The organism is Microcoleus sp. (assembly GCF_049646505.1).
GTDB lineage: Bacteria > Cyanobacteriota > Cyanobacteriia > Cyanobacteriales > Microcoleaceae > Microcoleus.
The window spans coordinates 1-12,757 of sequence record NZ_JBARVX010000093.1 but is presented as its reverse complement, the minus strand read 5'-3'; the positions used below and the strand labels follow the sequence as shown (position 1 = coordinate 12,757).

The following is a 12,757-nucleotide window of genomic DNA, read 5'->3' as shown; positions in this document are numbered from 1 at the left end:
AGACTTACAAAATAAGTCTAAATTCTACTCAGGAAAAGACGCTAGACACAAAGCCAACCGCTATCACAAAGCTAGACAAACTCTTCAGCGTAAAGACACTCGTTCAGCGAAGCGAAGACTAATCGCTTTGTCTGGGAGAGAGAGACGGTTTATCGCTGATGTGAACCATCAAATCAGTAAGGATATTGCAAAGCCTCACACCCTGATTGGACTAGAAAATTTGACCGGAATCCGGGAAAAGACTAGAACTAAATCGGGCAAAAAGGCAAGCAAGAAGAGACGACTAGCCAATCGAAACAAAGCTAAATGGTCTTATTCCGAATTGCACGGGTATATTGACTACAAAGCCCATCTAAATGGTTCGTTAGCAACGAAAGTTCCGGCTCGTTACACATCGAAAAGTTGTCCTAAATGCGGGCATACTTCGGATGCTAATAGGCCGAACAAAGGACTATTGTTTCGATGCGAATGTTGTAATCATAAGTTACACGCTGATTTGATTGGTGCGCGAAATATTGCAATGAGAGCGTTGCTTGTCCGGCAAGACTGGATGAGTACGGGGAGTTTGTCAGCATCCCCTGATGTGTCGAATGGTGAAACCAAAGCCCAAATCCTGCAAAGGTTTTCGGAATTGCGGTGGAGTTCAGATGCAAGCCCACATCTCCGGCGGTACTCCGCTTGATGCTGGGTAGTTGACAACAGAAAATTCACAGCTATTTAAAAAATGAGACTGAAGCGGCGGGAATTTTTACAGCAAGCTGGCCGGATGCTGGCCGCGCTCGGCATCAGCGAGGCCGTGTGGTTGCGCTTGGGCGATCGCTACCTCCAAGCGCTCGCAGGGCCGACAGGGCGTAAATTGGCTTTGTTGGTGGGCGTAGATCGATATCCCGACTCGCCTCTGTACGGCTGCGTGACGGATGTGGAATTGCAGCGGGAATTGCTGATCCATCGGTTTGGGTTTGCACCGTCGGATATTCTGACTTTGACTGATGCTCTAGCTACTAGGGAAAATATCGAGGCGGCTTTTGCAACTCACTTGCAGGAACAAGCAAAACCCGGTGATGCGGTGGTTTTTCACTTTAGCGGCTGCGGTAGTCGAGTCGGTGCGATCGACTCTCCCGGCAAAAGGCAAAATAGTTTGGTGCCGGTAGATGACGTTGTGCCGCTGTTAGCAAACCGAAGGGTGAACGATATTTTAGAGGAAACGCTGCTGCTGTTGGTGCGATCGCTCGCGACAGAAAATGCGATCGCCATCCTCGACACCAGCTACACCTATCCAGGTTTTCGCAAAAACGGCAACTTTCGCATTCGCTCCCGTTCCCGCCACACCATCGGGCAGCCAAGCCCCGGAGAATTAACGTTTGCCGAAGGTCTCAAGTCCAGCTCAAATCTCCGTCCGGCGGCGGTCGTACTTGCTGCTGCTGCCAATTCGCACCTCGCGGCCGAACAAGAGTGGAACGGATTTACCGCTGGTTTGTTTACCTACGCCCTCACCCAAACTCTGTGGTTGGCAACTCCCGCTAGCAGTTTGAGCGTTAGTTTCAGTCGCGCGGCGGGTACTGTCGAGCAAATCGCCGGGTTGTCGCAACAACCCCAAATTCGCCGCGACAATTTAACGGTACCGCCAGCCGTTGATTTTTCAAGTTTAATGTTGAATTCCGCTGGTGCTGATGGCGCTGTGACGGCGGTGGAAGATGGCGGCAAAACTGTGGAGTTGTGGCTGGGCGGTTTGTCGCCGGGAGTTTTGGAGTGTTGCGAGGGTTCTGTGTTTGCGGTGGATGGCTCGCGGGGCGATCGGCTTTTGCTGCGGACGCGCACGGGTTTGTCTGCGAAAGCTCAAATTTTAGAGGGGACCGATCGTACAAACGGGCAATTAACCGGCGGCGAACTCGTCAGGGAAGAAATTCGCGTACTGCCGCGAAACATCGGTTTGACAGTAGCTTTGGACTCTGGTTTGGAACGCATCGAGCGGGTGGACGCGACGAGTGCCTTTGCCGCTGTCACCCACATTTCCTCAGTAGGGAGCGAGCAACCGGCTGACTTTCGGTTCAGCCGAGTCCGGGAAACAACTTTAGCCGAAACTTTGTCGTCGGCTGGGCCTGTTGTGTCTCAATGGCGCTACGGTTTGTTTTCTGTCGCCCAAACGGCGGTTCCCGACACCGAGGGCGACGGGGGAGAAGCGGTGAAGGTGGCGGTGCAGCGCTTGGCTCCGCAGTTGAAAGGGTTGCTGGCGGCTAAGTTGCTGCGGCTGACCCTCAATGAGGGGTCGTCGCGGCTGAAGGTGCGGGCGGCGCTGACAACTCTCGCGCCACAAGCTCGGGTGATGGTGGAGCGATCGCCGGTACGAGGCGATCGCACTTATCGATTGGAGCCCCTGAGCGCCGACAGCGAGAAATCAGCAAATGTAGACATACTAAGTGTGAACAAGGGCAGTCGAATTGCGTACAGAATGTATAACGAAAGCGATCGCCCGGTTTATGCTGCAGTGTTTTCCTCGGATAATGCCGGAGGGCTGATGGCTATGAATTTTCAGAGCGAAAATGATGCTGCCGGGGGGATGTCGCGGGCGATCGCCCCCGGAGAGAATTTGAGCGTCCCGACTTTTGGGGCTTTCGGGTTGGAGGTATCGGGACCGATCGGACTGGCGGAAACTTTAATTATATTTAGCGAGAAACCCTTCGCTCGAACTCTGGCAGCGCTGGAAGAAGGAATGCCGCCTGTGAGGAATGCCTCACCAATCCGAGTGCTGTTAAACCCTCTAAAAGTAGCGGAGGCTGTTCTCGAAGATTTGCACGCTGCTAGCATTCCGAGCGTGCAGAAGGTGGGGATATCCACTGAAGATTTGGCTTTGGATGTGAATGTTTGGGCGAGTTTGAGTTTTGTCTATCGGGTGGTTTAATGGTGAAATTGTAAATGTTTTTTACGGGAACATCTGCGCCCCAGTTGTCAGATCGAATCCGGTTGTATCAGAACGATCGCTAATAGGTGGCAATAGCGAATGAACCCCGAACGCGCTACAAGCGTCTTCGCGGTTCGATCGTTCCGATGCTACCGGATTTGAGATCGGAGTGCTTTTGAGCGAAAATCAGATGCTCCCGACCGATCGGATTGTTAGTGAATCTGCACCCTACAATTACTCTGGGCCGCGATAAACTTTTTCCACGAGTTGAGCCAAGCGTTTCATAGCAGTTTCAATCTCATCATTTGTCGCAGTCAAACTAATTCGCAAACACTCGTGCTTGTGCTGCCAATCTTCGCGCAAACCAGGGAAGAAAGAACTTCCCGGCACGACAATTACGCCGACTTCCTTCAATTTTTGATACAGTTCCCAATCCGTCATTGGCAAACCTTTCAGCCACAACCACGCAAAAATCGCTCCTTCGCCCCGGTGCAAGAACCACGGCAAATCCTTCGGCATTGCTTGTTCTAAAGTTTCTTCAACTACTGCAAATTTGCTTTGATAGTACGGGCGAATTATATTGAAGGAAATGTCTGCAAGAGCGCCGGAATTAATGGCACGAGTGGCGATCGCCTGTCCGTATCTCGGCGAATGAATGCACATATTGGTCTGAAAAGATTCTAATACTTGAATAATCTTTCGATCGCCGATCGCAATTCCGATTCTTTCTCCCGGCAATCCCGCTTTCGACAAACTCATGCAATGCACGATATTGCCGCCGAAAATCGGTGTCATCTCGGTAAAATTCAAGGAAGGAAAGGGAGGGGCGTAGGCGGAATCGACGAACACCGGCACGTCGAAAACAGCGGCTAAATCTGCTATTTTCTGAACTTCGTCGTCGGTGAGGACGTTGCCGGTGGGGTTGCAGGGACGGGAAAAGATGACGCAGCCGGTGGTTTGGTCGATCGACAGTTGGCTGAAATCCGGCCGGTATTTGAACCTGTGGGCGGCTGCATCAATATCGAGGGTGGGTTTGCAGGCGACAACTGCTTCGGGAATTAAGCTCACGCCGCCGTAACCGGTGTAATCTGGACTCAGCGGTAAAACAATATTTTTAAGGCTACCCCCCCTAGCCCCCCCTTGGTAAGGGGGGGATGGGGGGGGTGCAGTGTAGCCACCGAAAGCGTTGGCTGCGTAGAAGTAAATTGATTGACTTCCCGGAGTAATTAGGATATTGCGATCGGTCAAATTCAGTCCGTAACGCTGGTTAAAATCCGTCAGTACCGCATCGATAAACGGCTGATAGCCTTGGCTGGAACCGTAGCGGCAAACCACTTCGCCGTATTCTGAACTCGCCAAAAGTTGGGCCGTGCAATCGCGCCACAATTCCTCGACTTCGGGTAAAATCACCGGATTTCCGGCGCTCAAATTGATAAACTCCTGCCCGCTGCCGGCTCTGAGAGTTTCAATAATATCTTTCATTATTGCCCGAACTCCCGTAAGGTGGGACATCTGAGCGCCAAATTGAGTAAGGGCAGGGTTCATAAATGCAGCGACAAAGATAAAAGTTTACAGTCTATTATAATAACTCTTGTTGCAGGCCTTAGCGTAGCTTGTCTGGGCTATGGGTTGTCGATCGGGCAAACTGCAAATTAAATAAACTCGATCGCACAGCATTTTGTTTTTTCCCCTCTGCGCGCTGCTGCATCAGATGAGCGGGCCTTTTTGGGGTATAGTTTTGCTGGAATTTCGCCCCAAACGCGCGATCGATTGTCAATTCTTGACAGCAGCCATTGAGACAGTTTAACATTCGCCTGCCGGCGCGATCGCCACAAATTTTATTGTATTCATTCAGACCCAATACTTGCTGGGGTAATTGGCAATAAGCAGTTTGCCTGTGATGTCTGGGGAGATACAGTTAATACTGCATCTCGGATGGAATCTTCGGGTGTGCCTGGACAAATTAATATTTCTAGTGCAACGTTTGAATTAGTTAAGGATTTTTGTGAATGTGAATATCGAGGGAAAATCCCTGCTAAAAATAAGGGCGAAATGGATATGTATTTGGTTCACAATCTTAAATAATACAGTTCGCGATCGCATCAATATCGAAGAAACCGGGTTTTTTATACAGTCTCGGATGGACTCCAAACAAAGAAACCGGGTTTTTACCCTTACTGCGGATTACCCTGGGGGATTTTCGTAAAAAAAACGCAGTGTTACCTGGTTATATTAAAATTATTGAGTTGTAAATTTTATGTTTTAACTCCCATGCGTATTTGGCAAGCCGATTTTTACCGTCGCCCCCTGCAAGACGAAACAGGTAAACCATTGTGGGAACTATTAATTTGCGACGGGGCGCAAACTTTTCAATTTAGCGCTTTTTGCAGCCAGTCAGAAGCTAATTCTAATTGGCTGGTGGCGCAGTTGCACCAGCAAGCTCAAACTCATAATTTGCCGGATTTGATTCAAGTATTTAGGCCTCAATCTCTCAGTTTAATCGAAGCTGCGGGCAAGGTTTTGGGTATCAAAGTAGAAGCTACTCGCCGCACTGCTGCTTTGAAATTGCTGCTGCAAAAACGGGCAGAAGAATATTCGAGTATGCCTAATTATACAGGGGAAGCTTACAGGGCTATCTCCCTTGACATGGCGCCGCCGGTTCCTTTACCCGAAAACCTTTGGGGCGATGGTTGGCGTTTTGCTTCCCTACCAGCCGGCGATATTCTAGAAGTTTTTGAAGAACGTCCCATACCAATATTAGAAATGCCTGAATTGCTGTTACCGCTGACTTTGGGCTTAGCTTCAACTGTACCGGTGCCCGGTGTTGTGATTGACGGCGGGCGACAGTCGATGCGGTTGGCTAAATGGCTTCAGGATGTCAAACCTTTTGCTTTGAATTATATTGCTGGTGCTCCCGATGGATTGATTTTGGAAGCTGGATTGGCAGATAGGTGGGTTGTGGCTACTTTTGAAGATAGCGAGGTGAAAGCGGCAGCAGAAATTTACCAACAGCGCCAGAAATTAAGTAAAGGATTGCATTTTTTGTTAGTGCAGCCGGATGATAGCGGTATGACTTATACAGGTTTTTGGTTGTTAAAGTTCGATCGATAATATTTAAATATTAGTATTTCTGATGTCGGTCGATCGCACCATAAAACAGACGGCCCGAACTTAGTTCCAGCAGATACAGACTCAAGCATAAATTATTAGGAGAACCTCTCAATCTAGTCAGAAATAGTGCAGCAAAGTTATTCCACAACCAGAATCAATCCCTTTTGGATGCCCTCACACAATCGGTTAATGTGAAAATGGTCTTTTTGGTCGAGCCCGTTGAGGACTGCTGACTGAAGCAGTTCTCTGTCAAGGGGGGTAATTTGGCGGAAGGCAAAGATGCGCTGGGCGATCGCCTCCACAGAGATTTTGGGAACGCTAGCAGAACTGACTGTCATGGTCTCAACACCCTGAAAATAGATAACACAACTCTGTACTTTTATTTTTCAAGATTTCGTGAACTTATAATGTGATTGAAATCACAGTTTTAGCTCCACAATATAGTGTACGCCCGATCGATGTTGTGATGAAATGTTTAACAAGATTTACGCCAACTTAACGGTGGCCCAATAAAATCAATGTTGTGAAACTCAGGCATAGTGTAAAAAATGGCACAAGCAAAAATCGGAATTATCGGCGGCAGCGGTTTGTATAAAATGGCAGCCCTCAAAGATGTGGAAGAGGTAAAAATTGATACACCTTTTGGCTCGCCGTCGGATGCCGCAATTGTGGGAACATTGGACGGTACGCCCGTGGCATTTCTGGCAAGACACGGCCGCAACCACACTTTTTTGCCTTCAGAAGTGCCGTATCGGGCAAATATTTATGCAATGAAAAGTTTGGGAGTTGAGTATTTAATCTCAGCGTCGGCGGTTGGTTCTCTCAAAGCAGAGGCAAAACCTTTAGATATGGTAGTGCCGGATCAGTTTATCGATCGCACAAAAAATCGAGATTCTACTTTTTTTGGAGAAGGAATAGTCGGTCACATCACATTTGGCGATCCGATTTGCGGCGAATTGGCTAAAGTGTTGACAAGTGCGATCGAATCCTTAAACATCCCCGATGTTACCCTGCACCGAGGAGGCACCTACGTCTGCATGGAAGGCCCCGCATTTTCCACAAAAGCAGAATCCCACCTTTACCGCAGTTGGGGGGCGACAGTCATCGGGATGACAAATTTGCCCGAAGCAAAATTAGCCAGAGAAGCAGAAATTGCCTATGCAACTTTAGCATTAGTCACCGATTACGACTGCTGGCACGAAGATCACGACAGCGTAACCGTAGAAATGGTAATTGCCAATTTGCACCGCAATGCGGAAAACGCCCAAAAAGTTATTCAAGAAACAGTCCGTAGACTAACAGAAAATCCCCCCGTTTCCGAATCGCATTCTGCTTTGAAATATGCAATTCTGACTCCGCTGGACAAAGTTCCCACAGCGACTAAGGACAAAATGGGTTTGTTGTTGCAGAAATATTTGTAGCAAATAGGGCATTGGGCATTGGTAACTAATAATATCGTTTCCCGTAGCATCGTCCCCTATTCATCTCTGGGATCTCCCTCTGTGTTCTCTGCGTTCTCTGTGGTTAAATCATTCCGGTGCTACTCGAAACGATATTACAACTTGAAAGAAAGTTATTGGTGATTGGTGATTGATTAACAATTCCCGATGCCCCATCCCCAATTAACTTATCAATTGTTTGAATGCCTCATTTTCCCTGATTTTATCCAAATCAGCTTCATTTTTAGCCAACTCTTTGCACAAATTTGGATTGAGATTTAAGGCACGTTTCAAATTTTCAATTGCTAATTCAATTTGACCTTGTAGCGCATAACATCGGGCTTTATTGTACCATATTCTGTAAAAGTCTGGTCGAATTTTAGCAGCATTGTCGTAGGAGTCGATCGCCGCTTCGTATTTTTCTAATTTTGAGAGTGCAACGCCTCGATTGTTCCAAGCGTCAGTATAATCATTCTTAATTTGTAGGGCTTTATTGTAGGAAATTACTGCTTGTTCGTACTCTTGCATTTTGGAAAAAGCAACGCCTCGGTTGTTCCAAGCATCGGCATAATCGGGTTTGGCTTGGATGGCTTGTTCGTAACAGCCGATCGCCTCCGGGTACTTCTGCAATTCCAACAGTACCACGCCTCGGTTGTTCCAAGCGTCGGGATACTGCGGGCGAATTGTCGTAGCTTGTTCGTAGGAGGCGATCGCCTCTGGATACCGCTGCATTCTAGTGAGCACTACTCCCCGGTTGTTCCAGGTATCTGCTAAATCCGGCTGAATTTGCAGGGCGAGATTGTAAGCTGCGATCGCATCTTCGTAGCGGTTTTCAAAGAAACAAGCATCTCCCTGTTTGGCATAGTCGGCCGCCGTCAATAACTGTTGGTAATTGCCGTAGTTAACCGGAGCAAATTCTTGAATTTGGGCGTCGGGCAATAACAAGTCTGTTTCTACATCCGCCTGGTGACTTTGGTGTTGAATTTCGCCTAAGATGCCTTCAGCGTCCGAAATTAATAGTTTTAATTGAGAGATTGTATCGTAATGGAGACTTTCGATTTCTTGACGAGCATTTGTTGTCTGCTGGGACAATTTATTAAACAGAAACCAAACAGCGACTCCGGCTGCTGTCGGAAGCAAGGTTAAGGCAATTACCAGCCCGTTTAGCAGTGTCGCCGTGCGCCCGAAAGCAATGTCAACTTCTTCTTGAACTCGATCGCGAATTTCTTCTTTAATTTGGATATCTGGCAATTCCTGCTGCACCAACAGTGCTGCAGCCCTCGGTTGTGAGGCAGAAACGCTGCTGGCCCAGACTAGAATAGTCGAAAGGGCGATCGGGCTAATAATTGTTCTAAAAATACTTGACAAACGCATTGCCTTAGTGATAAACACCTGATTTGCGATTTTCATATGTCAAGAGATGCTGGTAAGTACGATCTCAGACTAGCCCATTTGTTCAAAAACTATTAAATACAGGATATCTGTTGTGCAGTCCCCTCCGATTAAGTGCCTGACGCAGGAATTGCTAGACGAAGTTGCAGCTTCTTCGCGCTGCAGCCCCCGCCAGCGACAAAACTACAATTTCCACGATTTGTCAGAAAAGGTACAGCGATTTGTCAACGTGCTACAACCGGGTACCTACGTGCGCCCTCACCGACACCTGCGCCCGCCTGCGGTTAACGGTTTTGAGTTTTTTGCGGTGATTCAAGGAGAAGTCGGTATTGTTATTTTGAACGACAACGGTGAAATCCTGCGATCGTTGCAAGTGGGTGCAGCCGGGCCCACTCGCGCTGTGGAACTTCCCGAGGGCACTATTCACACCTTAGTAGCTTTGGCTGCGGATACTGTGATTTTGGAGTTCAAGGAGGGGCCTTACGACGCTGCTGCAGATAAAGACTTTTTGCCCGGTTTTCCGGCTGAGGGAAGTGCGGCGGCTGGGGAATTAGTCCGCCTTTGGGAAGCGGAATTTAAGGGTTGACTGTTGGCTGTTGACTGTTAACTGTTGAGGGCGGGCACTCTTGGCACCGCCCCTACTGACTGTTGACTGTTGGCTGTTGACTGTTAACTGTTGACTGTTGACTGTTAACTGTTGACAAATAACAAATAACAAATAACAAATAACAACTAACAACTAACAACTAACAAATAACAAATAACAAATAACAAATAACAAATAACAAATAACAAATAACAAACAACAAATAACAAATAACAAACAACAAATAACAAACAACAAACAACAAACAACAACTAACTAACAAATCTAATTGTTGTCATCCGATTGTATAAATCTGGGGCGGTGCGAATGATTTTTCTCAAAAGTTCATCTGTTACCCAAAAGATGACGGGAAAGGAAAATTTTTTGCTAAATTCGCTGCAGACTAGGTTGGTAGAAACGAGCAGCCGATCGATCGACTCCACTGATTCCAAACCGAGGATCATTAATGCTGGGGGCGGTTCGCTGTCTACTTCTGCTGCGATTGTCGTGTAGAGAGTTGTCGCCGATTTTGGCAACAGCAGTTGCTGCGGTTTCTGGGTACAAGTTGCTTCTAGGCGATCGACTATTTGCTGCCGCAATTCCAGGGAGTTGCAGTTGACTAAAACGAAAGAAAAGTAACCTTGGGAAAGATGGATCGCTCGAATTAAAGTTGAGAATGACCGCTCGTTATATTTAGCTGCGTCGTACTTAGTTGGAGCGTTTTGGGCTGTATTTTCTGAGTTTTGTTCAACCATAAATTACACTTATTTTATGTTTTATAAATCTTATAGATTAAATGCTGTCGGTTGAGACAGTGTGAAGAGATGTGTTTTCTATAAAAATATTTGGCTTACTATAACACTATTTTCAAATAAAATCAATAGTGCGATCGACTATTTTGGCCGCCTTCGCTATTGTGCCACCTGCCGCGCTAAGCTGCGGCGCTCTAGATTTTATGTTAAAGCGCAAAAAACTTTAAGTTTTGTAAGAAAGCGATGGATTGATTTCTGGCTTTTTTGCTTTCTTACCAATTACCATAAAAAATGGTTTAAAACCTCTTCCCTTTAGGCGGCTATTAAAACAAGAGTATTCATTGCTCCCATCTTTTTTACCCAGGTAGAGCTCGCATTTAACTGTCCCAGGTCAACTGTCAAATGTCAACAAAACGGACATATCTCACCGCTCTTGAAAAGCTCTACAGTAACAAATATACAGCTTGGCGGTTCTCAGTTGAGTGAAGTGTTCACCAATAGACCAATCCTCTCAAAGCCCATACATAGCAAGCTTTACAAGAATTGTGGCAGAGGTTTAATTAATCAACAATTCCTGAATCTCCCCATCGCCAAATCTAAAATCCTTCGACGCTAGCGCTGACGGCGAAGTCTCAAATCTCAAATCTAAACCCGTACCTCCAAAAACCTGAGAAAGGCTATGTTATTATAATATTTCTAACAGATATTTCCCGGTTAACCTCGACAGTGAGGAAGCGCGAGCACGCTTAGAAGAATGCTTTTCTAAACTTCAACATTCTTGGTTTTCCGGGTTTGTCTGGATTTGTTGAAGCTGCTTTCTCTAGAGAGAAAGTCTCGATCGAATTAACAGATGAGTGAAGACGATGCGCCAACTATTTGTACAAGTCCCTCAAGGCTCTGGAAAAACTGTTTTAGAGATAGCAAAAGCCTGTAAAGGCACGAACTTAGCAAAAATAGAAGCTGCGGGAGTCGATGGATCGCTGGATCTGGTGATGATCCACGTTTCTAATGGCGAGGTTGAGGAACTTCTCGGAAAACTCGAAGACCTGCCGGACTTAAGTGTTACTCTGCTGCCCACAGGTGTGATGTCGCTGCATCCCCCAGCCAATGAGGCTCCGGAGCAAGTCACTAACGTTGAGGAACGCAGCCCGATCGAGATTTTTCTGGCTGGTTTGCAGAGTACAGGTTCTTGGAAAGGATTTCTCAGCTATGCCTTTTTCGCGGGAATCATTGTTTGGATTGGTTTATACACGAATACCAGCTACCTGCTAGTTGCCGCCATGTTGCTAGCGCCGTTTGCAGGGCCTGCCATGAATACCGCCTTGGCTACGGCAAGGGGCGACCTCAAACTCTTGGGGCGCAGCATTTTACGCTACTTTGCGGCCCTGAGCGTCACGATCGCGACTACGGGATTGCTGAGTGTGATTCTGCAACAGCAAAGCCCCACCAGCTTGATGATTGACGGCAGCCAAATTTCTTCGGTATCGGTGCTGATTCCCCTTGCAGCAGGAGCCGCCGGAGCGCTATCCCTGGTTCAGTCCGATCGCAGCAGCTTGGTGTCAGGAGCCGCTACCGGAATGCTGGTATCGGCTTCGCTGGCTCCCCCTGCTGGTTTGATTGGCATGGGGGCGGCAATTGGTCGTTGGGATCTGGCCGTCAACGGCCTGTTTTTACTGCTGCTGCAACTCGGCGGCATTAATTTAGCGGCGGCTTTGATGTTTCGTCTGTTTGGGCTATCGACTGAAGGAGCTCGCTACGCGCGGGGGAAACGCGGTGTGTTCCCGGCGGCGATCGGAGTTAGCGCGATCGTACTCACGGCATTAATCATCTGGCAATTTTCCAATTCGCCTAACCTCCTGCGTTCTAGTCTCGCTCAACGGGCAAATTCTCAACTGCAGCAGATTGTAAAGCAAAGCGATTTAGCCAAGCTGGTAGAATCCAACGTTCGCTTCACCAGAGCCGACAATCCGGGAAATGATATTTTGCTGTGTCAAGTCTACGTTCAGCGTCAGCCGCAAGTCGCGCGATCGGCTCAACAAATTCGCACCGATCTCACCCAAGCCATCCAAAATCGCTTGTTGAAAGAAGATTTTAAAGCAACACCATTGGTAGATGTCACCGTGTTAGAAGCCCCTCCGATCTAGCCTTTCTCAAAAAGGTGAGAAATCAGTCGATTTGAGATTTGAGATTTTAGATTGAGGGAGTAATATCATTTCCGGTTACACCGTCAGGTGATGTTGACTGTTGACTGTTGACTGTTGGCGGTACGACTCGATTTTATTATTCCGATGCAACCGTCCACTATATATAGCCTTTCTCAGAAAGATGAGGTGCTCTCGCGGGCCTAAAAGCATCGGGCATCGGGCATCGGGCCTAAAAGCATCGGGCATCGGGCATCGAGCCTAAAAGCATACCTCACCTTTGTGAGAACCGCTATAATATCAAGTCCTGTGTGCGATTCGTTTAACCTAAATGGGTAGGTTTTCCTATCCAGGGACGGTTAGCCTAACTCTCAACGGAGTTAGTGATAACTGATTACACTTATGGGTGAGGCATTAAGTCAAGTCCCAGTCCGCAG

13 protein-coding genes are annotated in these 12,757 nt (G+C 47.6%); 7 read left to right on the top strand and 6 right to left on the bottom strand.

Features of this window, described 5'->3' with window-relative positions; all coding sequences use genetic code 11:
- A partial coding sequence (locus WBA89_RS05315) for an RNA-guided endonuclease InsQ/TnpB family protein (RefSeq protein ID WP_424404487.1) occupies positions 1-682 on the top strand: 682 nt, incomplete at its 5' end.
- A gap of 42 nt (positions 683-724) precedes the next feature.
- Positions 725-2,899 (top strand): caspase family protein, encoded by a 2,175-nt coding sequence (locus WBA89_RS05310; RefSeq protein ID WP_424404486.1) that lies wholly within the window; start codon positions 725-727, stop codon positions 2,897-2,899.
- 234 nt (positions 2,900-3,133) lie between these two features.
- On the opposite strand, the gene WBA89_RS05305 is transcribed toward WBA89_RS05310, so the two are convergent.
- Both WBA89_RS05305 and WBA89_RS05300 read right to left on the bottom strand, forming a co-directional pair.
- Entirely contained in the window at positions 3,134-4,444 is a 1,311-nt protein-coding gene (locus tag WBA89_RS05305; RefSeq protein ID WP_424404485.1) for a valine--pyruvate transaminase, read from the bottom strand.
- Positions 4,445-4,502: 58 nt separating this feature from the next.
- The gene (locus WBA89_RS05300; RefSeq protein ID WP_424404484.1) at positions 4,503-4,760 is read right to left on the bottom strand and encodes a hypothetical protein; all 258 of its coding nucleotides are present in this window, start codon (positions 4,758-4,760) and stop codon (positions 4,503-4,505) included.
- Between WBA89_RS05300 and WBA89_RS05295 the strand changes: the two genes are divergently transcribed.
- Together WBA89_RS05295 and WBA89_RS05290 are read left to right on the top strand one after the other, a co-directional pair.
- Positions 4,745-4,984 (top strand): adenylate/guanylate cyclase domain-containing protein, encoded by a 240-nt coding sequence (locus WBA89_RS05295; RefSeq protein ID WP_424404488.1) that lies wholly within the window; start codon positions 4,745-4,747, stop codon positions 4,982-4,984. The two genes, WBA89_RS05300 and WBA89_RS05295, sit on opposite strands and share 16 nt — an antisense overlap.
- 186 nt (positions 4,985-5,170) lie before the next feature.
- On the top strand, positions 5,171-6,010 hold the full coding sequence (locus tag WBA89_RS05290) for a Tab2/Atab2 family RNA-binding protein (protein ID WP_424404483.1): 840 nt from the start codon (positions 5,171-5,173) through the stop codon (positions 6,008-6,010).
- 137 nt (positions 6,011-6,147) lie between these two features.
- On the opposite strand, the gene WBA89_RS05285 is transcribed toward WBA89_RS05290, so the two are convergent.
- Entirely contained in the window at positions 6,148-6,348 is a 201-nt protein-coding gene (locus WBA89_RS05285) for a hypothetical protein (protein ID WP_424404482.1), read from the bottom strand.
- A gap of 210 nt (positions 6,349-6,558) precedes the next feature.
- On the opposite strand from WBA89_RS05285, the gene WBA89_RS05280 reads away from it, so the two are divergent.
- Positions 6,559-7,431, top strand: a complete 873-nt coding sequence (locus WBA89_RS05280; protein ID WP_424404481.1) for an S-methyl-5'-thioadenosine phosphorylase — start codon at positions 6,559-6,561, stop codon at positions 7,429-7,431.
- Between the two features lie 201 nt (positions 7,432-7,632).
- Here the strand turns inward: WBA89_RS05280 and WBA89_RS05275 are convergent, their stop codons facing one another.
- Positions 7,633-8,859, bottom strand: coding sequence for a tetratricopeptide repeat protein (locus WBA89_RS05275; RefSeq protein ID WP_424404480.1), 1,227 nt, complete (start codon positions 8,857-8,859; stop codon positions 7,633-7,635).
- 76 nt (positions 8,860-8,935) lie between these two features.
- Here WBA89_RS05275 and WBA89_RS05270 point away from each other — a divergent pair, with 76 nt between their 5' ends.
- The gene (locus WBA89_RS05270) at positions 8,936-9,427 is read left to right on the top strand and encodes a WbuC family cupin fold metalloprotein (protein WP_424404479.1); all 492 of its coding nucleotides are present in this window, start codon (positions 8,936-8,938) and stop codon (positions 9,425-9,427) included.
- Here WBA89_RS05270 and WBA89_RS05265 read toward each other — a convergent pair.
- Together WBA89_RS05265 and WBA89_RS05260 are read right to left on the bottom strand one after the other, a co-directional pair.
- Positions 9,392-9,559, bottom strand: a complete 168-nt coding sequence (locus tag WBA89_RS05265) for a hypothetical protein (protein WP_424404478.1) — start codon at positions 9,557-9,559, stop codon at positions 9,392-9,394. The two genes, WBA89_RS05270 and WBA89_RS05265, sit on opposite strands and share 36 nt — an antisense overlap.
- A gap of 140 nt (positions 9,560-9,699) precedes the next feature.
- Positions 9,700-10,182: a hypothetical protein gene (locus tag WBA89_RS05260; protein ID WP_424404477.1), complete on the bottom strand. Its 483-nt coding sequence runs from the start codon at positions 10,180-10,182 to the stop codon at positions 9,700-9,702.
- Between the two features lie 860 nt (positions 10,183-11,042).
- On the opposite strand from WBA89_RS05260, the gene WBA89_RS05255 reads away from it, so the two are divergent.
- Complete coding sequence (locus WBA89_RS05255) at positions 11,043-12,323, top strand: DUF389 domain-containing protein (RefSeq protein ID WP_424404476.1); 1,281 nt, start codon at positions 11,043-11,045, stop codon at positions 12,321-12,323.
- Positions 12,324-12,757 lie beyond the last annotated feature (434 nt).

Coding starts and splice junctions, on each gene's coding strand:
- WBA89_RS05305 (WP_424404485.1), bottom strand. CDS start 4,444: ATGAACCCTGCCCTTACTCAATTTGGCGCTCAGATGTCCCACCTTACG.
- WBA89_RS05280 (WP_424404481.1), top strand. CDS start 6,559: ATGGCACAAGCAAAAATCGGAATTATCGGCGGCAGCGGTTTGTATAAA.
- WBA89_RS05285 (WP_424404482.1), bottom strand. CDS start 6,348: ATGACAGTCAGTTCTGCTAGCGTTCCCAAAATCTCTGTGGAGGCGATC.
- WBA89_RS05310 (WP_424404486.1), top strand. CDS start 725: ATGAGACTGAAGCGGCGGGAATTTTTACAGCAAGCTGGCCGGATGCTG.
- WBA89_RS05290 (WP_424404483.1), top strand. CDS start 5,171: ATGCGTATTTGGCAAGCCGATTTTTACCGTCGCCCCCTGCAAGACGAA.
- WBA89_RS05255 (WP_424404476.1), top strand. CDS start 11,043: ATGCGCCAACTATTTGTACAAGTCCCTCAAGGCTCTGGAAAAACTGTT.
- WBA89_RS05260 (WP_424404477.1), bottom strand. CDS start 10,182: ATGGTTGAACAAAACTCAGAAAATACAGCCCAAAACGCTCCAACTAAG.
- WBA89_RS05275 (WP_424404480.1), bottom strand. CDS start 8,859: ATGAAAATCGCAAATCAGGTGTTTATCACTAAGGCAATGCGTTTGTCA.